The organism is Castellaniella sp. FW104-7C03 (genome assembly GCF_040276085.1).
GTDB lineage: Bacteria > Pseudomonadota > Gammaproteobacteria > Burkholderiales > Burkholderiaceae_B > Castellaniella.
In genome coordinates this window covers 287116-308970 of sequence record NZ_JBELOK010000003.1, presented here as the reverse complement: position 1 = coordinate 308970, position 21855 = coordinate 287116, and the positions used below count along the sequence as shown (strand labels likewise).

General features: G+C 57.5%; 22 protein-coding genes and 2 pseudogenes. 17 read left to right on the top strand and 7 right to left on the bottom strand.

All coding sequences use genetic code 11. The features are described 5' to 3' along the window. Nucleotides 1–22 precede the first annotated feature (22 nt). The gene (locus ABS758_RS05415) at nucleotides 23–1417 is read right to left on the bottom strand and encodes a uracil-xanthine permease family protein (protein ID WP_350381283.1); all 1395 of its coding nucleotides are present in this window, start codon (nucleotides 1415–1417) and stop codon (nucleotides 23–25) included. Between the two features lie 295 nt (nucleotides 1418–1712). Between ABS758_RS05415 and ABS758_RS05410 the strand changes: the two genes are divergently transcribed. From ABS758_RS05410 to ABS758_RS05400, 3 genes are read left to right on the top strand one after another with little or no spacing between them, the layout of a single operon-like run. Next, nucleotides 1713–3107, top strand: a complete 1395-nt coding sequence (locus ABS758_RS05410) for an amidohydrolase family protein (protein WP_350381281.1) — start codon at nucleotides 1713–1715, stop codon at nucleotides 3105–3107. Further along, nucleotides 3104–3814 carry a sulfite exporter TauE/SafE family protein gene (locus tag ABS758_RS05405; protein ID WP_350381280.1) on the top strand — a complete coding sequence of 237 codons (711 nt, stop codon included), beginning with the start codon at nucleotides 3104–3106 and terminating at the stop codon, nucleotides 3812–3814. The genes ABS758_RS05410 and ABS758_RS05405 overlap by 4 nt, the downstream gene beginning before the upstream one ends. Nucleotides 3815–3830: 16 nt before the next feature. Further along, entirely contained in the window at nucleotides 3831–4844 is a 1014-nt protein-coding gene (locus ABS758_RS05400; protein ID WP_350381278.1) for a substrate-binding domain-containing protein, read from the top strand. Here ABS758_RS05400 and ABS758_RS05395 read toward each other — a convergent pair. Further along, the gene (locus ABS758_RS05395) at nucleotides 4780–5766 is read right to left on the bottom strand and encodes a LysR family transcriptional regulator (protein ID WP_350381276.1); all 987 of its coding nucleotides are present in this window, start codon (nucleotides 5764–5766) and stop codon (nucleotides 4780–4782) included. The two genes, ABS758_RS05400 and ABS758_RS05395, sit on opposite strands and share 65 nt — an antisense overlap. Nucleotides 5767–5904: 138 nt before the next feature. On the opposite strand from ABS758_RS05395, the pseudogene ABS758_RS05390 reads away from it, so the two are divergent. The 3 genes and pseudogenes from ABS758_RS05390 to ABS758_RS05380 form a co-directional block, all read left to right on the top strand. Beyond that, nucleotides 5905–6126, top strand: a pseudogene (locus ABS758_RS05390) (SDR family NAD(P)-dependent oxidoreductase); the annotation flags it as partial. 76 nt (nucleotides 6127–6202) lie between these two features. Further along, nucleotides 6203–6802: an NADPH-dependent F420 reductase gene (locus tag ABS758_RS05385; RefSeq protein ID WP_350381275.1), complete on the top strand. Its 600-nt coding sequence runs from the start codon at nucleotides 6203–6205 to the stop codon at nucleotides 6800–6802. 60 nt (nucleotides 6803–6862) lie between these two features. After that, nucleotides 6863–7567 (top strand): annotated as a pseudogene (locus ABS758_RS05380) (GNAT family N-acetyltransferase); the annotation flags it as partial. 14 nt (nucleotides 7568–7581) lie between these two features. On the opposite strand, the gene ABS758_RS05375 reads toward ABS758_RS05380, so the two are convergent. Then, the gene (locus ABS758_RS05375) at nucleotides 7582–8238 is read right to left on the bottom strand and encodes a PIN domain-containing protein (RefSeq protein WP_350381273.1); all 657 of its coding nucleotides are present in this window, start codon (nucleotides 8236–8238) and stop codon (nucleotides 7582–7584) included. Between the two features lies 1 nt (nucleotide 8239). After that, nucleotides 8240–10027 carry an ABC transporter ATP-binding protein gene (locus ABS758_RS05370; RefSeq protein ID WP_350381271.1) on the bottom strand — a complete coding sequence of 596 codons (1788 nt, stop codon included), beginning with the start codon at nucleotides 10025–10027 and terminating at the stop codon, nucleotides 8240–8242. 367 nt (nucleotides 10028–10394) lie between these two features. Between ABS758_RS05370 and ABS758_RS05365 the strand changes: the two genes are divergently transcribed. From ABS758_RS05365 to ABS758_RS05345, 5 genes are all read left to right on the top strand, one after another. Further along, nucleotides 10395–11807, top strand: coding sequence for a cbb3-type cytochrome c oxidase subunit I (locus ABS758_RS05365; protein ID WP_350381269.1), 1413 nt, complete (start codon nucleotides 10395–10397; stop codon nucleotides 11805–11807). A gap of 4 nt (nucleotides 11808–11811) precedes the next feature. Then, nucleotides 11812–12795: a cbb3-type cytochrome c oxidase subunit II gene (locus ABS758_RS05360; protein WP_350381267.1), complete on the top strand. Its 984-nt coding sequence runs from the start codon at nucleotides 11812–11814 to the stop codon at nucleotides 12793–12795. A gap of 18 nt (nucleotides 12796–12813) precedes the next feature. Continuing rightward, nucleotides 12814–12975, top strand: coding sequence for a hypothetical protein (locus tag ABS758_RS05355; protein WP_350381265.1), 162 nt, complete (start codon nucleotides 12814–12816; stop codon nucleotides 12973–12975). Between the two features lie 13 nt (nucleotides 12976–12988). Continuing rightward, nucleotides 12989–13438, top strand: coding sequence for a hypothetical protein (locus ABS758_RS05350; RefSeq protein ID WP_350381264.1), 450 nt, complete (start codon nucleotides 12989–12991; stop codon nucleotides 13436–13438). 135 nt (nucleotides 13439–13573) lie between these two features. Then, entirely contained in the window at nucleotides 13574–14221 is a 648-nt protein-coding gene (locus ABS758_RS05345; RefSeq protein ID WP_350381262.1) for a DsbA family oxidoreductase, read from the top strand. Between the two features lie 89 nt (nucleotides 14222–14310). Here ABS758_RS05345 and ABS758_RS05340 read toward each other — a convergent pair whose 3' ends face one another. Then, nucleotides 14311–14748, bottom strand: coding sequence for a VOC family protein (locus tag ABS758_RS05340; RefSeq protein WP_350381261.1), 438 nt, complete (start codon nucleotides 14746–14748; stop codon nucleotides 14311–14313). Between the two features lie 105 nt (nucleotides 14749–14853). Here ABS758_RS05340 and ABS758_RS05335 point away from each other — a divergent pair, with 105 nt between their 5' ends. From ABS758_RS05335 to ABS758_RS05325, 3 genes are all read left to right on the top strand, one after another. Next, complete coding sequence (locus tag ABS758_RS05335) at nucleotides 14854–15525, top strand: TetR/AcrR family transcriptional regulator (RefSeq protein WP_350381259.1); 672 nt, start codon at nucleotides 14854–14856, stop codon at nucleotides 15523–15525. Between the two features lie 501 nt (nucleotides 15526–16026). After that, the gene (locus ABS758_RS05330; RefSeq protein WP_011514928.1) at nucleotides 16027–16587 is read left to right on the top strand and encodes a chlorite dismutase family protein; all 561 of its coding nucleotides are present in this window, start codon (nucleotides 16027–16029) and stop codon (nucleotides 16585–16587) included. Nucleotides 16588–16720: 133 nt separating this feature from the next. Beyond that, complete coding sequence (locus tag ABS758_RS05325; RefSeq protein ID WP_012435589.1) at nucleotides 16721–17077, top strand: cupin domain-containing protein; 357 nt, start codon at nucleotides 16721–16723, stop codon at nucleotides 17075–17077. 175 nt (nucleotides 17078–17252) lie between these two features. On the opposite strand, the gene ABS758_RS05320 is transcribed toward ABS758_RS05325, so the two are convergent. After that, the gene (locus ABS758_RS05320) at nucleotides 17253–17882 is read right to left on the bottom strand and encodes a tyrosine-type recombinase/integrase (RefSeq protein WP_350381337.1); all 630 of its coding nucleotides are present in this window, start codon (nucleotides 17880–17882) and stop codon (nucleotides 17253–17255) included. Nucleotides 17883–18062: 180 nt separating this feature from the next. Between ABS758_RS05320 and ABS758_RS05315 the strand changes: the two genes are divergently transcribed. The 3 genes from ABS758_RS05315 (at nucleotide 18063) to ABS758_RS05305 (ending at nucleotide 20620) form a co-directional block, all read left to right on the top strand. Continuing rightward, complete coding sequence (locus tag ABS758_RS05315; protein ID WP_350381256.1) at nucleotides 18063–18569, top strand: DUF6998 domain-containing protein; 507 nt, start codon at nucleotides 18063–18065, stop codon at nucleotides 18567–18569. 262 nt (nucleotides 18570–18831) lie between these two features. Next, nucleotides 18832–19374, top strand: a complete 543-nt coding sequence (locus ABS758_RS05310) for a DinB family protein (RefSeq protein WP_350381255.1) — start codon at nucleotides 18832–18834, stop codon at nucleotides 19372–19374. 98 nt (nucleotides 19375–19472) lie between these two features. Then, a protein-coding gene (locus tag ABS758_RS05305) for an IS3 family transposase (protein WP_492304494.1) occupies nucleotides 19473–20620 on the top strand; the annotation gives its coding sequence in 2 pieces (ribosomal slippage) (nucleotides 19473–19707 and nucleotides 19707–20620; 1149 coding nt in all). Nucleotides 20621–20785: 165 nt separating this feature from the next. Here ABS758_RS05305 and ABS758_RS05300 read toward each other — a convergent pair. Next, nucleotides 20786–21667 carry a hypothetical protein gene (locus ABS758_RS05300; RefSeq protein WP_350381253.1) on the bottom strand — a complete coding sequence of 294 codons (882 nt, stop codon included), beginning with the start codon at nucleotides 21665–21667 and terminating at the stop codon, nucleotides 20786–20788. Nucleotides 21668–21855: the final 188 nt, after the last annotated feature.

The following is a 21855-nucleotide window of genomic DNA, read 5'->3' as shown; positions in this document are numbered from 1 at the left end:
GGCGGCTTTCCACCTGTCAGGTTCAGATGCGGTAGTTGGCTGGGCGCGTTTGTGAAGGTTCATCCGGCTTGAGTGTAGAACCACCCTGTCCTTTGTTGCCGCAATGATTGAACAGCAGGTTCAGCAAGACTGCCACCAGGGCGCTCATGGCCACACCGCTGCCAAAAATCGTTTGTATATTGGCCGGCAGGCTATGGTACATGCCCGGAATCAATACTGGCAGCAAGCCCAGTGCCAATGCCAGCGTGCAAGTAACCAGGTTGCCCGTTTGCGTAAAGTCGACTCTGGCCAGCATCTGGATGCCAAGCACACTGATGATCGCAAACACGACGACAGCCGTGCCGCCGACGACCGCGGGCGGGATGCCGTTGAGCATCCGTGCCATCGGTGTAAAGCCGATCACGATAAGCAGCACGCCGGCAACAGCCGTCACGTAACGGCTACGCACCCCGCTGGCACGGACGATGCCGATGTTTTCTCCGCTGGTGACCATGACCGGTGTGCCAAACAGCCCGCCGATGATGGAGATAATGCCGTCCGAGCGGATCACGCGCGGTACATCCCGGGTGGGGTCGACTTCGCGCCCCACAATTTCACCGTTAATGACGGTCTGACCAGTGGCTTCTGCCATCGAGGCGAGGCTCCAGACCAGCATCGGGATTGCAGCGACCAGATCCAGATGCGGTATGCCGAAGGGAAACAGGGTCGGGGTACTGATGACGGGGCCTGCGATCAGCGCCGTGAAGTTGGTCTCACCAAGCACCATGGCAAAAAGCGTGCCGCCCACCAGGCCAAACGCAACGGCCAGCTGACGCAGAAAGCCGCGCAGGAACCTGAAGCACAAGACCGTCAACACAATGGTGACCAGTGCGAGCAGCAGCTGCATGGGATCACCAAAATGCTCGGTGCCCGGCCTGCCTGTGAACAGAAAACCGGTAATCTTGACCAGGCTGATGCCAATCACCAGGACCATGGTGCCAATGACCAGTGGTGGGAAGTACTTGAGGATGCGGACGAACAGCGTGACGGCCAAAAGGTAGAAAATACCGGTCAGGATGACCGCGCCGGCCGCTGTTTGCAGGTCTGTTCCCTGGGCAATCGAGATAAACAGAATCGTGGCGGCGCCGCCGGGCAGCATGATGAATGGCAGCCGTACGCCGATCTTGCCGATACCCACAGACTGCAGGATCGAGCCCAGGCCGCAAAACACGAAAACGCTGGATAGCAGGGCCGAGGAAAGCGCCTCGGACAGGTTCAGGGCCTTGGCAATCAGAAAAACGGATGATACGGGTGCTGCAACCATCACAAGAATGTGCTGGATGGCGAACATGAACAGCTTGCCGACGGGGCGGATCTGATCCACCGGGTGGATTTCTTCCACCAGGGCATCACCCTGAGAAGGATGGTTTGTCTCCATGACTGGCCTCTAAGTGCGGTTTATGGGTTTACGAAATCGATTTGGGTTTATGTTTTTTGTTTCCCAAATCGATTTATGTGAATCCTCAATCTTGCCGTCATTTCTGTCAATATCGGGTTTACCCGGGTTATTGGGAGCTTGCCAGCCTATTGGATGATCATCAATCAATGAATTGCCCCAATTCGATTTGGCAGGTAGAATTTCATCACACAAATCGATTTGGGCAATACAGAACGGGAATTTCTCTGAACATTCCATCTGCCTTGTCCTGGGTTATTTTCCAAGGAGATCGGAGATGGACGCATTGAAGGAGATGCACAAACGGGCCGTCTTGCTGGCGCCAGACAAAGTGCTGCTGCCCGAAGGCGTGCGTTCGGGCTTCGGGGTGCGTGTCGAGGGCGGCATGATCACGGCAGTGGGGCCAATGGAACAGTTTGCCGGCCAGGATCTGCCCGTGTGCGCGCTAAAGCGTCGGCTGCTGATGCCTGGCTTTATCGATGCCCACCATCATGTCACGCAAACGTTTGGAAAATCGTTGGTGTTTGGTGAGCCGTCAGAAATATTCAAGCGTGTTTGGGTGCCGATGGAACAATACATGGACGCCGAGGCAATTGACGTGGCTACCCGCCTGGCGGCCTGGGAATCCCTGCGTGGGGGATTCACCACCGTGGCCGATGCGGGTACCCGGGCGACAGTTGGCATGGAAATCGTGGCCGATGCGGTCTCTGCGGTGGGATTACGATGTGTGCTGGGTGTTATCTGCAATGATCTGCAAGGCGGTCAGTCCGTCGCCTCAAAAGAGGAGATCCTGCAATTGGCACAGCATCATCTGCATCGATGGGGCGCAAGCCCGATCATCCACCCCTCTTTGGCGATCTCCATCCCTGAAGCGGCCAGTGACGAAGTCCTGGTAGCGGTTGCGCATCTGTCGCGCGAAGCCCGTGTCCCTTTCCAGACACACCTGAATGAACACCTGGCTGCGGTCGAGCGGTCCTTGGTTGCTACGGGGCTGCGTCCGCTGCAGCGGCTTGGCCACCTGGGCGCGATTGGCCCGGAGCTGCTGGCGGCCCACGCCACCTTGCTGACATCCAACGAAATCACCTTGTTGCGCGATTGTGGCGCTGCAGTAAGCTACAACCCTGTGGCCAGTGCCTGGAAAGGCAACGCTGTGGCGCCGGCCCTGTTGCTCAGTGAATTGGGCGTGCGGCTGGGGCTGGGCACAGACGGCACCCGCAGCGACGCCTTCCGCCTGATGGATGCGGCGGAGACCGCACAACGCCTGGCCTACACAATGGCGTCCGGAGACTCTTCTTCAGGGGGCGGCTGGCGCTGGTTGGATATGGGATTGCAAGGTGGCGCGGATGCGGTGGGTCTGACCAACAAGGTGGGAGTCATCACACCGGGCGCCTATGCCGACATGCTGGTGGTCAATCTGGATGTCCCCGAACTGGTACCTTCCTGGGATCTGGAGTGGGAACTGGTGCGGCTGGCAAACCGGGACCAAATCGAATCCGTGATTGTCCACGGGCGGCTGCGGCTTGACCGTGGCATGCCGGTGGATTGGGACGGCAGCGCCCTGATGGATCGTGCCCGTACCTTGGCGGAAAATATTGTCGCAAGCGCACCCATCCATCGGATCAATCCCCTAGCCAGTGAGCATCGCGCCCAATGGGGAGCTCGCCACCCATGAGCCCAACCATATTCATGCTGATCGGGCTTGCCGTCTTTACTGCAGCATTTGCCCAAGGTAGTAGTGGCATGGGGTTTGCCATGCTGTCGGCGCCGATTGTCACACTGTTTGCGCCGGGCCTGATCCCGGTGATGCTGCTGGTGCTGATGATTCCGCTTAACGCGTATGTTGGCTGGCGTGAGCGTGCTGCCATCGATTGGCGGGGCGTGAAGCTGATCAGTATCGGCCGGTTTGCGGGCACGTTTTTGGGCTTGTGGATCTTGCTGGTGGTCAATCTGCATCAGCTGTCCCTGCTGATTGGCTGGTCTACCCTGATTGCCGCCATCGTGGCGCTGTTGTCTCCGTCCTTTGATCTGGGCAAGAAAGGCCTGGGCCTGGTTGGTCTCATCACAGGCATCACCGAAACATCAACCGGCGTGGGTGGGCCGCCACTGGCACTGGCGTATCAGCACAAAAGCGGCTCAGTCCTGCGCTCCACGGTTGCGCTGTGTTTTTTGGTGGGCGAGGTCATCTCTATCGTGGTTCTGGCGATTGGCGGCAAGGTGGATGCCCATACCTTGCTTGTTTCGCTACAGATGCTGCCGTTTTTGGTGCTAGGATCGTACGCAAGCAAATTTGTGCACCACCGCCTGGACGGGCCTTTGCTGCGCTATCTCGTCCTGGGTTTCTCAAGCGTCTCCGGGATCGTGGTGATTTTGCAAGCCTAAACCCTGATTGCCTCCCATGACCAACTACCGCCGTACGTCCAAACGAGTCACTATCGCTGATGTCGCCCGTGAGGCGGGGCTGTCGCCCACGACGGTGTCTCATTCTCTAAACGGCATCGGCCAGGTGGATCCACGCACGCGCCAGCATGTAAAGGATGTGGCGGCACGCCTGAAATATCGCCCAAGTGTCCGGGCCCAGCGCTTGCGAACCGGACGCTCTCATGCAATTGCCTTGCTGTCGTCCATGCCGGCTGCAGTCTCGGCCGGCGAATCACAACTGGGGTTTTTTACTGAACTGGCCATGGGCCTGGCCAGAAGGGCCCTGTTAAGTGGTTATGTCCTTGTGCTGGCACCGCCCATGGATCAGTGCGATCCCTTGTCCTTGATGGACATCGACGGTGCCATCCTGCTGGAGCCCGCACCGGATGACCTCATCGCCCAGGAGCTGGATGAGCGCGCAGTGCCTTATGTCACTGTCGGTGGCGAGCCTGGGCCAAACAATATCGATCTGCAGCATGCCGCCGCAGCAGATCTGCTGCTGTCGCATCTGCATGCTTCGGGTGCCCGGCGCCCGGGGCTGATCCTGGGTGCCAGCGGGCGGGCCTCTCAGCGCAGCTTTCACGAACGCTACCTGGCTGCGGCACAGGCCCAGGGGTTTACGCCTGTGGTGGCCATGGCCGCCGAAGAAGAAGGCGAAGCAGCCGGCCAGCAAGCTGCGGCGCGCCTGTTGGCAGAACATCCAGAACTGGATGCACTCTGTGTTCCGATCGATACCTTTGCCAGTGGTGCTCTGCACGCGATCGAAGCGGCAGGGTTAAGTGTCCCTGGAGATTTGCTGCTGACCACCCGTCATGACGGCGTGCGCGCCCGGATGTGTCATCCGCCACTGACGGCGGTAAATCTGCATCTGGACGCTGTTTCCAGCGTTGCGGTGCAGCGGCTTTTGCAGATCCTGGGCCATGAGATCAAGGATCCGCTGCTTGATCTCCCGGTGCCGGATCTGGTGGCACGGCTGTCGACAGGTGCGTAGGGGCGGCGCGCTGCCCGTTTTTTGAGTCGCACTGAGGTGCGCCAAGAAGCTCAACCAGCCGAAATTCGCATGGGGAGAGATCATGCCCTCGCCGTTGCGAGATCATGAACGTGAGAGAACCGAGATGCCAGGCGCGGCGTTCAAGTTCAACGAGTTGTCCGCTTGCGAGGTCGTCGCGAACCAGGTGCAGCGGCAAGTGTCCCCAGCCGAGACCGGCATTGAGAAGATCGCGCTTGGCGCTAAGATCATTAACCAGCCACTGGCGCTTGCCCGCAACACCCTGCTGGATCTTCTCTGCCCCGGGCTGGTTGTCCGTCACGACAATCTGAACATGTCTGCTGAATTCGTCCATCGGGATGGGCTCTGGTGTTGAAGCAAGCGGGTGGGAGGGCGCACACACCGTCACCATCTCCACCTCGCACAGCCAGTCGCGTTCTATGGCGTCCGGGTTCACCTCGGGCACGTTATTGATGGTGACGGCTAGCGCACATACTCTTTCGAGCACCAGGTTTTCGCCGCCTTGCATGGTGGTGATACGCAGGTCGATCAACGCGTTGTGGAACTCTGCCTGCAGCTTCCTCAGGCAGTTGATCAGGTGGCTGCGCGGGAAGTAGGCATCGACGGCAACCGAAACCTGCGGTGCCCCAGTTTTGGCGATCGAGCTGGCGCGGTTTTTCATCTCTTCTGTGCGGGAGATGACCGCTCTGGCGTCTTGTAAGAGGCTGTGCCCCGCGGCCGTGAGCTGCGCCTTTCGTGTGTTGCGCTCGAACAACTCGACATCAAATGCGGTTTCCAGCACCTTGATGGCATGGCTGATGGCGGATTGTGCACGCCTGAGTTTGCGCGCCGCACCGGAAAAGCTTCCTTGATCGCAGACGGCAACGAATGCGCGCAACTGGTTAATCGTGACGCTGTCGAGCATATTTGATCTAAATAATAGATTGAATTGAGCAATTTTTCGTCAATTGTATTGATACGTCAAGGTGCTTAGACTGTTTACTAACTTCAGTAAAGGACGCCGATTTGGCGACGTATTATGAATAGATTGAATGGAAAGACCGCTGAGCGTGGAACCCTGGATATCGTCTTTGCCAATGCCGGGGCAGGGAGCCAAATGGCGCTGGGTGAGATCACCGCTGAGCACATCGACGAAACTTTCGACACCAACGTGAAAGGGACGATTTTCACGGTTCAGAAGGCGTTGCCGCTGATGGGCAAGGGAGGGTCAATCATCCTGACCGGATCGAGCGCCGGTACAACAGGTGCCCCGGGCATGACCGCCAGCGAGGTTGCCGTGGACGGTGGCCTGGCACAACTTTGACGCGATCTGACTGCGTTAATAAATTCAAGGAAAGTATATGAGTTACGCAATTATCGGCTTTGGCAACATCGGCCAAGCACTTGCCAAGGCGTTTGCCCGCAATGGCATCGAAGTATCCGTAGCAGCCACACGCGACCCCGCCAGCTTCGCATCCGATGCGGCTACGATCGGGCCCACGATTCTTCCCAAAACACTGGAGGAAGCCGTCAAGGCCGACACCATCTTTTTGGCGGTTCGTTTCGAGTCGCACCCCGAGGTGGCGAAGGTGCTGCCCAGCTGGAAGGGAAAGACCATCATCGACGCGATGAATACCTTGGCCCCCTCCGAGGAACTGGATGGGCTCCTGTCTTCCGCATTGGTTTCAAGGGCATTTTCTGGCGCCAGGCTTGTAAAGGGCTTCAACCATTTGGGCGCGGGTGTCCTTGCTCGGGATCCCGCTGTAAACAGCGCCAGGAGAGTGGTGTTTCTTGCCGGTAATGATGATGATGCCGTCGCGTCGGTTGCCACGCTTGCCCAGCGGCTTGGCTTTGCACCTGTGAATCTTGGGAAGCTCGAAGAGGGCGGCGCACTTGTGCATGCACAGGACGCGGCCTGGGGGCCTCTGATTTTCCAGGATCTGTTCAAGCAAGAGGCGTAATCACGATTGTCCCTGCATAATTGAGCGTGCGGTACTGAGCCACCACTACCAGGAGGAAAAATGAGTACCCGCCTCAATCATTATGGACAGCCCATCGGCGAGCCATTGCCCGATTGGTCGGATCGACCGCTACCAGGGGATGTGGTGCTCCAGGGGACGTTTTGTCGCCTGGAGCCTCTTGTCGCAGAGCGCCACGCGCATGACCTCTATATGGCCTACAGCCAGGCGCCGGATGGACGTGACTGGACGTATCTTTCTGTTGGGCCTTTCGATGACCTGGCAGCGTATCTGCTGCATGCCAAACACCTGGAACACTCTGCGGATCAGAAGCATTATGCAGTCATTGATATGACGCTTGGGCGCGCAGTGGGGACACTGGCGCTGATACGCGCCGATCCCCGTGGCGGCGCCATCGAGGTCGGTTACGTCACGTTTTCGCCGCTGCTCAAACAGAAACCCGCCTCAACAGAGGCGCAGTTCCTCCTGATGCAATATGTTTTCGAAGGCCTTGGGTATCGTCGCTACGAATGGAAATGCGACAGCCTCAACGCGCCATCCCGCAAAGCGGCCGAGCGGCTGGGCTTTATCTTTGAAGGCATCTTTAGACAGGCCACGGTCTATAAGCAGCGATCCCGCGATACGGCCTGGCTTGCCATCACCGACAAAGAGTGGCCGCGCCTCAAACGGGCGTTTCTAGCCTGGCTGGCCCCTAAAAACTTCGATGAACGGGGCAAGCAGCATAAGTCGCTGGCTGAAATCAGGAACGAGACGGAAAAGGGTTAGGACGGGTTGGCCAGCGTCGCGCCGCCGTTTGCGGGTGTATTGATTATCAGACGCTTGAGCCGGCACAGCCGTTCACGCAGCAAGGTGTCGGCCAGCGGCTCGGGCGCGTGGCCCAGCGCAACAGAGTCGACAGCCACAGCCTGTACGGCAGCGTCCAGGCGCGATGGTTCCGCCCGCCACCAGTCGGCCAGCAATTGATCGGGGGTGCACACCCTCAAGCCCTGGCGCCGCAGTTCGGATCGGTTGAAATCCTTTAGATTCCATGTCATTACGTGCACGGCTGGCGGGCGCTGCAAGCCGCAGCGTGCTCTACGTGCCAAGCCTGCTGCGATCACGTGAAAATCCTTGGGGTCGCTGTAGCGCAACCCGACTTCATAGGGGTCGGTGTTGGGCTCCATGGCCCCAGGAAAGCGCTGGTTCATGTCTGCCCATTGATTCGCCAGTTTTTCAGGTGGAACCTGCCAGACACGCTCGGCGTTGCGGCGCCACTCCTCGCCGATGCGTTCTGTCCAGATCGGCTGAAATACGCCTTGTTCGGCCACGCGCAGCAGCAATTGGCGCTGCACCGTGGACATCAGCACACAGGCATCAAGAACGACAAAGGGTGGGGCAGGGCAGGCCTGTGGGTGAGAGATTTGCTGAGGCTGGGGCATTTCAAAGGCCCGCCTCATCGGATGCGACAAATCCGCCGGTCTGGCGCCGCCACAGATGTGCGTACAGTCCGTTTCGGGCCAGTAATTCAGTATGGGTGCCGGTTTCGGCGATGCGGCCCTGATCCAGCACGATCAGGCGGTCCATACGGGTGATGGTGGATAGCCGGTGTGCGATGGCAATGACGGTTTTACCCTGCATCAGGATGTCCAGACTGTCCTGGATGGCGGCCTCGGTATCCGAATCCAGGGCGCTGGTGGCTTCATCCAGCACCAGGATGGGAGCGTCTTTTAGCAGCACGCGGGCGATGGCGATGCGCTGGCGTTGCCCGCCAGACAGTTTTACCCCGCGTTCGCCTACCGTGGCATCCAGGCCGCGCTGGCCGTCGCGGTCGACCAGATCCGGGATAAAGCTGTCGGCCTGGGCCTTGCGGATGGCCTGCAGGATGTGCGCTTCGCTTGCATCGGGCCGGCCGTACAGGATGTTGTCCCGGATCGAGCGATGCAACAAGGACGTATCCTGGGTGACGACGCCAATCTGCATCCGCAAGCTTTCCTGGGTAACCTGGGCGATGTCCTGCCCGTCGATGGTGATGCTGCCCCCCTGGATGTCGTGCAGGCGCAGCAACAGGCTGACCAGGGTGGATTTCCCGGCGCCGGACGGCCCGATCAGGCCGACCTTTTCTCCGCCGTGGATGCTCAGGTTCAGCCCGGTAAAGACGGGTTGCTGTGAATCATAATGAAAGTGCACATCGTGCAGGTGCAGGGCACCCTCAACCAAGCGTAGCGGTGGGGCGCCAGCCTCATCCTGGACTGCCCTGGGTTGTGAAATCGAGGTAATGCCGTCTTGCACTGCCCCGACGTTGGAGAAGATGCTGTTGACGACCGTCATGACCCAGCCCGACATATTGCTGATGCGGATGACCAGGCCAGTGGACAGTGCGATATCGCCCACCGTGACTTCGCCCCGGCTCCAGAGCCACAGCGCCAGCCCGGACGTGCCGGCGATCAGCAGGCTGTTCAGGGCCGTGACCCCCGCGTCCAGCGCGGTGGTGATGCGGGTCATGCGGGCCAGTTTGTCGGTCTGTTCGGCCAGCGCTTCGGCGACGTAGGCTTCTTCTCTCTGGCGATCAGAAAAGAGCTTCAGCGTCAGGATGTTGCCGTAGCCATCCACGATGCGGCCCATCAGTTTGGAGGCTGCCGCCGAGGCCTGCCAGGAGCGGTCTTTCATGAGCGGCACGCAAATCCGCAGCAGAACCACGTAGATGATGATCCAGACCAGCAGCGGCAGGGCCAGTCGGTAGTCTGCGTGTACAAACAGGGCGGTTGCGCTGCCGGTGTAGACCAAGACATACCAGAGCGCATCCACCAACTGAACGGCGGAGTCGCGCAAGGCATCGCCAGTGCGCAGGATACGGTTGGCAACCCGGCCGGCATAATCGTTCTGAAAGAAGCCCAGGCTTTGGCGGATCACGTAGCGGTGGTTCTGCCAACGGATGCGGTTGGTCAGGCTGGGGACAATGGTTTGGTTGACCAGCAAATCGTGCAGGCCGCTGAACACAGGCCGGGCAACCAGCGTGATCAAAGCCATCCAGGCCAGCTCGTGCCCGTGGCGGGCGAAGAAGCCCGGCTCGGGAATCTCCTTGGCCAGGTCTACGATGCGGCCGATAAAGCCAAATAGGGCCACTTCGATTGAGGCTACCCCCAGCCCGACCACCAGAATAGCCAGAAACACCGGCCAGACCTGCACCAGGTAATGGAGATAGAAGCGTCCCACCGCAGTGGGCGGCATGCGTTCGTCCGGCTCCTGGAAGACAGGGATCCGGGACTCGAACCAGCGAAAGAGAGGCGTAAACAGGGCGGTATCGTGAGTAAGAAGATATCGTCATTTTACGCGCAGGGGATGCCTGGTTGGCGTTTTGCTTGACCAACTAACAGCAAGCTTAAAACAGTGCCCCTGGCGTATGAATTCAGGGTCGTGTCAATGTCCGACTGTACTATTTAAGCTTGAAGTTTCTACAGAAACGGCGCATACGCTAGGCGGCGCGCGATATGGCAGAGTCATTTGCCATCTACGACTGAGAGCCAGCTTCAGACTTCCCTGTCGCACCCACTGCACACCACCCGGACGGCCAGGCGCCTGCCCACCGGGAGTATTCATGGCTGATGAAAACGTCACCATCATTGCAAGATCCGCGCGGCCATCCGACGGTGACGACGAACTGACCCGCCTGTTCAGTGCGTATACGATATGCGCAACGATCTGGCTGATCTTTGCCACTGCGGTAGGTGTCCTGCTTTCGTTAAAACTCGTGTCACCAGAACTGGCCACCGCACTGGCCCTGACATTTGGGCGCCTGCGCCCCATCCACACCAACGATACCTTTTATGCCTGGGCCAGCCCGGCGCTGATTGGCCTTGCCCTCTATATCTCTGCAAAGAGCTCTGGCACACGCCTCTACAGCGCGAAGCTGGCGTGGGCAACACTGGTGCTGCTAAATGTCGCAGCCATTGCCGGGACGGTTACGCTGGATCTGGGCTACAACAACGGCGGCCAGGAATATCGCGAATGGCTGTGGTGGATCCGAGCCATCCTGGGCGCCGGCCTGGTGACTGCTGCGTGGAACATGATTGCCACGGTGGCGCACCGCGAAGGCAAGGATATCTACCTGTCCAATTGGTACACCATCGGCGGCACTTTGTGGACGATTGTCATTGTGGTGGTGACGATGGTGCCCTGGTACCAGCACGGGTTGGGGCAGGTTGCGGTTCAGGGCTACTACATGCATAACGCCGTGGGCATGTGGTTCACGCCGCTGTCGCTGGGTGTTTTTTATTACGCCCTGCCCAAGTTGATGAACCGGCCCATCTATTCGTACTCGTTGGGGATCTTTGCGTTTTGGACAAACCTGGCGTTTTACCCGCTGCTGGGCGCGCACCATTTTCTATTTAGCCCCTTGCCGTGGTGGCTGCAGACAACCGCCATCGTCGCCAGCGTGGCAATGCTGGTGCCCGTGTGGGGCGGCAGTGCCAATTATTTGATGACCATGCGCGGGCGCCCCGAGCGCATGCGCCGCACTCCGGCCATGTTCATCCTGGTGGGTGTGCTGGGCTATCTGTTGGGGTCTACCCAGGGCACGGTCGAGGCCTTCCGGTCCGTGCAGGCAATGTGGCACTTCACCAATTACACCGTGGGCCATTCCCACCTGACGATGTACGGGTTTGTCACTTTTGCGATCTGGGGCGGCATCTACGCGCTGCTGCCCAAGGCAACCGGCAAGGCGCCCAATAACCTGCTGCTGGGGATTCATTTCTGGCTGGCCACGGTTGGCATCATCGTGTACGTGCTGGCGTTGTCCATCGGCGGTTCGATACAGGGGCTGGACTGGATACACGGTGCGCCGTTCATTCAGTCGGTGGTGGATATGGGGCCTTACTGGCTGTGGCGTTCTGTGGGGGGCACCTTGATGTTTCTAAGCCACCTGGTGTTTGCGTGGAATGTCTGGACGATGACGTATCGGGGCTCGTCCACGGCTGCGCATACCTCCATCCCCCTGCCGGCGGAGGCCTGAGACCATGAATAAACTTATTGCCATTGCGGGTGGCTCGACACTGCTCTATATCGTTTTGTCGGTACTGATGGCGGTTTTGCCCGGCATCGAGTTATCGCAAGTGCCACCCGGGCCGGAGGTCAATCAACTGACCCTGTGGCAGCAAAAGGGCAGGCAGGTTTACATCAGCGAAGGCTGTGTCTATTGCCATACCCAGCAGGTCAGGCCGCAAGCCATCGATCGCGTGTTTGGCCGGCCATCGGCGCCTGGGGATTTTGCCTACCAGACCCCCGAGCTGCTGGCATCCGAGCGCACCGGGCCAGATCTGACCAATATCGGCAAGCGCCAATCCAGCAAGATCTGGCAGTACATCCATCTGTATGATCCGCGTGCCGTCGTGCCGCAGTCGGTCATGCCGTCGTTTCCTGCGTTGTTCAAGCTTGTGGCGCAGGCCCCGCAGGGCACGCAGCCCGTGCCTGTGCCCAAGGCCTATGCGCCGGCCCATGGCGTGGTGATTCCCAGCCCCGATGCCCAGGCCCTGGTGGCGTATCTGTTGTCCCTGAAGCAGCCCGCTCTGCCCAATACCCAGGCTGCCGGTGCGCCCGCCGCCGCGGCGCAGGCGCCAACAGGTGCGACGACGGCGGCCGGGCCTACAGGCAGTAAGGGTGCAAGCACCTTTAACGCTGCGGATGGTGCGAAGCTGTTTGCATCCACCTGCGCCGCCTGCCATGGCGCGCAAGGGGCAGGGGTTCCGGGTGTGTTCCCCCCGCTGGCGCAAAATCCGGTGGTCAATGCCAAAGACCCCACCGAGCATATCCACGTCGTCTTGCACGGCCTGCACGGCAGGGTTATCAATGACATTACTTATGCCGCGCAAATGCCGTCCTTTGAATCCCAGTTAAGCGACAGCCAAATTGCCGACATCATCGATCACGAACGGACCTCCTGGGGTAATCAGGCGCCAACCGTGACTGCGAAAGACGTGGCTGCCGTACGGGCTAAAAAATAGGAGGCCTGCATCATGATAATGGACAGTTTTGCAAACCATTTGATCGGCAATCTGATCATTATTGCTGTCTTTGGGTTGGGTGCCATCGGGTGTTTTGTTGCCGCCATCATCATGCTGGTCAAGCCTGGCGAGCAGGATAAGAATCACCCGAAATATCTGATCATGGATGATGATCGATAAAGGAATCAAGGTCATGGAAGAAGAATCCCGCATCCGCATTTACCTGGATGACCGCCCGGATCCCATCGCGGATTACGAGCCGCCAGTTACCGTCAGCCTGGACACGCATGCATTGCCGGACGGCCCGCATCGCCTGCATATCGAGGCGCGCAGCCACAGTGGGCGCATTGGTGTGCGCGAGGTGCCGTTTCAGGTGCGCAATGGTCCGGGCATCACCCTGACGGGGCTGCGCAGCGACTCGGTCGTGCATGGCGACCTGAGCTTTACCGTCAATGCCTTTGGCGCAGAAGAGCGGTTCGAACCTCGTCGCGCCGAGTCGCCCTCGCCGATACCGGTATGGCTATGGGTGCTGTCGCTGATCATCGTCGCGTGGTCCGCATGGTATGTGGCTGTGCAGTGGGAGCCACCCGCGCCATTTGCCAGTACACCAACCTACGTCCACGGCACGATGTGGCAGCATTGACTTGACTCTGGATCTCCTTGACCCTTATGGCGCCCTAGATGCAGGAGAGCAAATTCCGGGCGGCGCCATGGCGGTCTTCAAGGTGCTACCCTTGGACAGAATATGTCAGTTGCAATCTATTGGTAGGAGCTTCACATGGTCACCCGTATCAAGATCGATTTCGTCTCCGACGTGTCTTGTCCCTGGTGCGCGGTGGGGTTGGGCTCGCTGGAGCAGGCATTGTCCAGGATCGAGGGCGAAATCGAGGCAGAACTTCATTTCCAACCCTTTGAGCTGAACCCGGACATGCCGCCCGAAGGGCAGGATACCGTCGAGCGTCTATCGCGCAAGTACGGCATGACGCCAGAACAGGTTCGCCAAAATGGCGAACTCATCACGGCACGGGGTCGCGAGGTCGGCTTCACCTTCAACATGGACAAGCGCACGCATACGTACAACACCTTCGATGCGCATCGGCTTTTGCATTGGGCGGGCCTTGAAGGGCACCAGCTGGCATTGAAGCATGCGCTCTTGAAGGCGTATTTCACGGACGGCGAGAATCCCAGCGATCACGAGACTCTGATCAGGTTGTGCCGCGAGTCGGGGTTAAACCAGGATCGCGCACGCGAGATTCTAAACTCCGACGAGTATTCGGCGGACGTACGATCGCGTGAACGGTTTTACACCCAGCAGGGTATCAATTCTGTCCCTTCCATCATCCTGAACGATCGGCACCTGCTCCAGGGCGGCCAGCCCCCCGAGACATTCGAGCAGGCGTTGCGGCAGGTGGCTGGCGCCGGGTAAATCTCAGGGAATCTCCGCTCCCGTGCGTCTGTGCCCCAAGGCTGCCCTGAAAGCACGTTTCGCCAAGTTGCTTCGTGGCGCTTCTTCTTTCATTCAGCCAACGTGACGTTCACCATCCACGGCGTGCCGAAGCGATCTCGGGTCATGCCAAAGCCCGGTGACCAGAAGGTTTTGGCAAACGGCATCACGACCTGACCACCTTGTGCCAGCGCGTCAAACAGGCGCTGGCCTTCGGCTGTGTCGGCTGCACGGATTGAGACCCACATGCCTTGCGGCGCCTGATAGCCGCCGCAAGCAGTGTCCACACCCGGCATGGCGTCGGATCCGAACAGCGATTGGTCTCCCATTTGCAGATGCACATGCATGATGCGCTGCCTGGCCGATTCGGGGATGGGCGGCATATCGGCGGTAGGCGGGATTTCGCCGAAGGTGCCTTGGTAGACGATGGTGCCGTTGAACAGTTTGGCGTAGAAGGCAAAGGCTTCGGCGCACTCGCCGTCGAAATTGAGATAGGGGGTGAGCTGCATCAGGATCTCCCAGGATTTCTGTGAATGATGAGGGTGTGGACGCTGTACACTTGGTGTTAATATGAAAGCCTGAGTGGACGCCGTCCACATAAAAATTGTTTCCAAATGTCGGATGATCCTTTGCGCCCGGCCCGCCGCACCTATAGACACGGGAACCTGCGGGCCGCGCTGCTTGAAGCGGGTGTCGCGCTGGCGCGCGAGGGTGGGCCTGATGCCGTGGTGCTGCGCGAAGTGACGCGGTGCGCAGGTGTGGTGCCAAACGCGGCCTATCGCCATTTTGCGAACCATCAAGCGTTGTTCGAGGCGGTCCGAGGGGTCGCGCTATCGCAACTGGCGTACGCCATCGAGGCCGAGATCAATGCGGTGCAACCCCTGGACGATCCGCGTTTGCGCGCGCGGGCTTCGTTTCGCGGTGTGGGGCTGGGCTATTTGCGCTTTGCGCGTCGGGAGCCCGGCCTGTTCCGCACCGCTTTTGCGGCGCAGCCGTTCGACTTGAACGAAACTCCCCACTCTGACAATGAGTCGGCACAAGGTGCCAGCGGCCTGGATCCCTTCCAGTTGCTGGGCCAAGCCCTGGACGGAATGGTCGATGCGGGTCTGATGCTCCCCGCACGTCGCGCCGGAGCAGAGTGGATGGCGTGGTCGGCTGTTCACGGTATGGCGTTCTTGGTGCTTAATGGCCCCTTGCGGGGCCGGAGCGAAACCGAACACCAGGCGCTCGCCGAACAGCTGGTGGCGATGGTTGAGCGAGGGTTGCTGGCGGAGCTGGGCGGTTGATCGACCGCCTCACGCCCACACGATGTTATTGCTAGTTGTGGCTCGCACCGTTCTTGCTGAGACGACGGCCAGCGCTTCTGGACTCAGGTGCAACCTCATGGGCACTGTGACGGCGGGGAAAGTGGGCGTGACGGTGTAGGTTCTGGTGAGGTACGGATGACTGCTTACGGCCAGTTGCGGACGGTCAAGCATCTTCCCGGTAGCGGACGTTCAATAGTGTCTCTGACCTGCTTCGCTCCCTCTATGAAGGGAGGTCGCTGGCCCATCCGCGCACTCACAGCCTGCCAGTAGGCGCAAATTGGCAGCGCTCCGTCCGGCAGCGCACAGACTGCGGCCGTACGTCCGCGTAGGTTCGCTTCAGCAGTTTCGATTCGAAAGTTCAATGTGATTGCTGCGGGCGGTCGTCGCAGTTGCGCGGAGGCGATGATGTACAATCACGGGATCGGCAGATAGGTTCTTCGAAGCTGCAAGAGTTAAAACATTCACACATGAAAGATTGAAATGGATACACGATTATTTGCTTTCGTCGGCGCAGACATTGGCCCTTGGCGGATTGTCAGGGCCGAAACGAGAGTTGGCGAGCCCCTGCCTGAAGCCAAAAGGCTCAACGTCGTATCCGCTTCAGAGTTGCAGTCTGAAACCAATGCACCCTGGATACTTCGTGGAATAACCAGCAATGAACGATATGTCATGCGCGCAGAGAAGAATGAAATTGTAGCGAAGCAGCAAGGTCTGGCGCGCCCAGAAGCAACGTGCGGTGCGCTAATACCGATCCGGAAGAACGCAGCTTGGTGGGAGCTCACGCAAGACGAACGCCGGAGCGTTTTCGAACAGTCGAAGCACGTCCAAATCGGGCTTCAGTATTTGCCTGCAGTAGCGCGCAAGCTCCACCACTGCCGCGACCTCTCAGAGAATGAACCGTTCGATTTTCTGAATTGGTTCGAATACGCGCCAATTCATGAGGTTGAGTTCAACAGGCTGCTTTCCGAACTGCGTGCGTCAGAGGAATGGAAATACGTCGACCGAGAAGTCGATATTCGTCTTACGCAAGCACAGGTCTAACCCGCCGATGAACACGGACCCCCAACAGCGGCGCGTTGCGCCGCCGTTTCGGGCCGGTTATCGGCAACGTAGAACTCTCGGATACAGTTGTTCTGTAATAACTTCTCAAGCCAAATTGATTTTTGGAGTGGATATGGAAATGGAATCAAGAATATTTTCGGTAACAGAATATATTCGTCCGTCTGACGGCGAACCAATTCGTTCAGTGGTTCTGGAAACCAAGGACTCAGCAGTTGTTGTTTGGCATGCCCATCCTGGGCAAGAAATAACCGCTCATGTTCACCCGGACGGCCAAGATACTTGGACGGTTATCTCTGGAGAGGCTGAGTATTACCAAGGAGGCGGCAAAGTCGCTCATCTAAAGGCTGGAGATATTGCCATAGCAAAACCTGGCCAAGTGCATGGCGCTCTAAATACTAGTCCAGTGCCGTTTGTATTTGTCTCAGTGGTTGCATCTGGCAACGCGGGTTTTGCGTTGGCTGAAAAATAGTCTTTCTCAAATGTGTGCCCCAGAGAGTTCTAACCCATCCATCAACACGGACGCTGCGCGATGAAGCCGCGCCGCGCCGGCTAACTCCACGTTGAGCGTCAGCTTTCCATATGTCTGGGGGTCTGCAACGGGTCGGACAGCGACTGTAAGATCGCTGCCTACCTACATGAGTTGGCTACACATCCAACTGCTCAGCTAGTTCAAGGGCGTCATCGACCTCGATGCCAAGATAACGAACAGTACTTTCCAATTTTGTGTGCCCCAACAGGATCTGCACTGCCCGCAGATTGTTGGTCTTCTTGTAGATCATTGATGCCTTGCTCCGACGCATTGAGTGCGTACCGTAGGCGGTCGTATCCAGTCCGATTTCCTTGACCCAACCATGCAGAATCCGAGCGTACTGCCGGGTCCCGATGTGGGGCGAGCCATGGATCCGGCTTGGGAAGAGATAGTCGTCCGGCTGCAAACCGGTCTGCCGAATCAACGCCTCGACGCTCTCACGCGTTGTCGGAGTGATCTCGAATTGAACAGGCCTATGGGTCTTTTTCTGCATCACAATCGCCCGATTGGCAATCTGGTTCCCATGGCATACATCACGCACATGAAGGCTGACCAGATCGCAGCCACGAAGCTTGCTGTCAAAACCAAGATTAAAGAGAGCAAGCTCCTTGACGCGATCCTGCATCTGCAGGCGCACACGGATTGACCAGATGTCCTTCGGCTTTAACGGTGCCTTCTGACCGATTATTTTGCCTTTGTTCCAAGGCCGATGCGTGGGCACGAGGGTTAATGTATTAGCACTCATCATGAGTCTCCCAAAGAAAGGGCGACAGCGCCGCCCAGTCGACAAGACCAAGGCCATCCCCAGGTCCTCATCGAATCCATGGCATCATGAAAGATTACTGTCTATTCATCGGCCCGTCACCGACCAGGACCGGTCGGTGGAGGCTACCGCCTAAGCGGATACTCACCATCTGCATGCGGTATGCTGGTCGTGTTTTCTGGTTGCTGGATTTTCCGCATGTCATTTGGCGCAAAGGACGTTTTCTCTATCTTGGCAGAGGCGAAGAAGCTTGCCCAGCAATACCGCGTACTTACCGGCAAACCGCTAGGGATAACTGGGGAAGTTGCGGAATACGAGGCTGCTCGCATTCTTGGCCTTGAACTCAGTTCGGCGAGACAAGCTGGCTATGACGCCATCGAAATTCGCAATGGGGAGCCGTTCTACTTACAAATAAAAGGCCGGTGCGTGTTTGAAGGCAGCAAGCCAGGGCAACGCATGGGTTCCATCGATATCAAGAAAGAATTTGATGCTGTCCTCCTTGTTCTTCTCGACGAAAATTTTGATGCTACCGCCATCTATGAGGCTCCACGTGAATCAGTAATCGCCGCGCTAACCAAGCCGGGCTCCAAGTCTCGCAATGAACGTGGTGCTCTCGGTATATCAAAATTCAGATCTATCGGGTCCGTTCGGTGGCAACGCGCAACTTAAACCTGGCTCACCAATGAATTGGGCTTACGCGGATGGCCATGCGGCGTCCGTTGTGACTACGCTAACGACAGCTTTTTTCAGTCATCAATGGCTTCTACGGGTCGATTTTAGGCATTAACGATCTGCCCTTCTCGGCCAATCGCGGTCTTTCAAGAAATCGCTGATAAGCCGCCACTGACAGCATGCAAAATGCATGCGAATAAAGCACTCTGCCGCTTTTCGCCTTCCCGATAACAAAGTTATCCCGTTTGATGGAGTAATAATGACTCGAACCGAACACATTTGCCTTATGGCCGAGTACAACGAGTGGATGAATGCCAAGCTTTATGAGGCGGCTAGACGATTGCCTGATCAAGAGCTGTTAGCAGATAGAAAAGCCTTCTTTGGCTCGATTCTTGGGACACTTAACCACTTGATAGTTGGCGATACGATTTGGTTGAACCGATTTGCAACCCATCCGGCCAACTATTCATCTCTAGAGGTGGTGCGGAGTCTTCCGATACCAACAAGTTTAAATCAGCTAGTCTTTGCTGACATTCGAGGCCTTTCAGAACGCCGAGCATTGCTTGACCAGACGATCAGAAAATGGGCAAATTCGGTCGCTGACCAAGATCTGGATTTTGTTCTCAGCTATTCGAACATGAAAAACGTGCCCGCAAAACGCAACTTCTACAGCCTACTCGTGCACTTTTTCAATCATCAAACCCACCACCGTGGTCAGGCAACTACCCTCCTATCTCAAGCGGGAATTGATGTTGGAGCCACTGACATGCTGATGCTTATTACGGATGAAACAATGGCATAATGAATCGCCCCGGGTTTTCTATGAATCGCCCCGGAATTACTAGACACCCACATGCCTCATAATGAGGTTAGTCAGGAGGTGTCATGAGTACAAGTACGATGCAAAAACGATTTACCGAAGAATTTAAGATTGCAGCAGTTCGCCAGATCACCGAGCGCGGCCATAAAGTGGCTGATGTAGCTAGTCGATTGGGTGTTAGCACCCATAGTCTTTATCAGTGGCGTAAACGTTATGCTGGTACGGATGCTGAGCGCCAGCAAACGGACGAGCAATCTGTAGAAATTCGTCAATTAAAGGCTGAACTACGCCGGGTAACTGAAGAGCGAGATATATTAAAAAAAGCCGCGGCGTACTTCGCGAAACAGTCCCTGTGAAGTACGCCTTTATCCGGGATAATGCCACCGATTACCCAGTGCGTCGCTTGTGCACAGCCCTTGAGATCCACCCAAGTGGTTACTACGCCTGGCGTCACTGCCCAGATAGTCAAAGAACAATTGAAGATCGGCGTTTGGTGGGATTAATACATGAGAGCTGGGACGATAGCGATCGTCTTTATGGCTACCGCAAGGTGACGCATGATCTGCGCGACTTGGGGGAAATCTGCGGCAAGCATCGAGTTGCCCGGCTAATGCGCCAGAACCATCTGCGTTCACAGACAGGCTACAAACGTCGCCCGGGTAAAAAATATGGTTACCCCAGTGTTGTGGCACCAAATCACCTGCAACAGCAATTTGATGTCGATGCGCCTAATCTGGCGTGGGTAACCGATATCACGTATATCCGCACCCATGAAGGATGGTTGTACTTAGCTGTGGTTTTGGATCTCTTTTCCCGCCAGGTAGTCGGCTGGTCAATGAACAGCACCATGAGCAAAGAGCTGGTCCTGAACGCGTTGTTGTCAGCTGTCTGGCGCCGCCGCCCCTCAGGGGAGGTCATCGTACATAGCGACCAGGGCAGTCAGTTTGGGAGTCATGATTGGCGGGATTTTTTAAAAGCTCATAAACTGAAGCCCAGTGTGAGTCGGCGTGGCAACTGCTACGACAATGCCGTTGCAGAAAGCTTCTTCCAATTGCTCAAAAGGGAGCGTATCCGTAGGAAAGTTTATGTCACGCGTGAGTTGGCGCGTGCTGATGTGTTCGACTATATTGAGGTGTTCTACAACCCAAAACGTCGGCATAGTCATGCACAAAACCAATCGCCTGTCGCGTTTGAGGAACAGTATTATTTAAAGAACGGGACTGTCTAGAAAACCCGGGGCGATTCAGTACTACTGAAGCCCACGAAAGTTCTAGGAAGTCCCATCCCAAACCCTTTAACGGTTCTTTAACCCATTCTATGGGGAGTGTTGTTTGATTTCAAGAGTGAGCTATTTCGCAGACGCTCGCGTAGCTGTTACATGTATCTTACTTGTTTATGCCACGGCCGACTCCTCGAATTGATGCACAGGCGGATCATCATCCAGAAGGTTGATCTGCGGCTGATACAGCCCACGCACTAGGATCTGCTTCAGTTCAACCAGGCTGCCTCGCGTCACACCGGGGGCCACAGCTTGTGCCCCAAGAATCGGGATGCCCATCTTGTGCAGCTTTTCGGTCAGTGATTTTGGGGACGTCTCCAACTGGCGGGCGAGTTCGCTGACAACCTTGTAGCGCCCCATGAAATCGTGAACTGCACTCATGCCGATCCAGTAGACCACCCGGCCACGTGTTTCTGTTGGGGCCGCAGCCAGCATGCCCGCCTTGACCCAGTGGCGGATGCTCTCAGATTTCCAGCCCCTGATGCGCGCAAGATGTTCGGCGGTCATGAGTGTCACGGCTTGGGAGTTGCCGATGATCTGGGTGAGCGCGTCCTTGTCGAACAGAAGCTGACCAAGGTGACTTATTTCGCCGGCATTGATGGGGCGCAGTGTCCCCTGGGCAATGTGCTCGAAGACCTCGTCGATGGCCATCCTGCTTGTTCCGATGCGCCGGTTGATGTCGTTTAGCGCAATCGTCTGTGTGGCGTCTGCATCTGGTTTGATCAGACCAAACAGGAAGGGCTCCACCGCCTGCACGTCCGCCAGATCGTATGGCTTATGGGCATTCAAATCCCAGTCCGGTCGCGTTCGCTTGGGCAGCAGGCCCACAGGGGTAAGCTGTTTGAGGACGGACTCGTTGAGCTCTGTGCGCTTGAGCACCTCCAGTTGATTGAGCGCCGTCCCCAGGTATTGCCTCAATGAGGCACATTCCTCCTGTGTCACAGTGTTGAAGGTGTTGGCCTTCAGGCCGCTGGCACCAGGTATGTTTGAGAGCATGACCCGCAAGCGCTCGGACTTCACGCCCAGGGTTTTTGCCGCCTAGGTGATACTCAGGTGGTGTGCGGGTGGCCCGTCCATGTATGCTGGTAGCAGGTGGTCAATCTAGAGGAGCAGTGCTACGGGATTCCTAATTTTGAATGTTTTCCTTGCACTGCTGGCTGCCGCCGCCTGCTGGGTTGCGATGC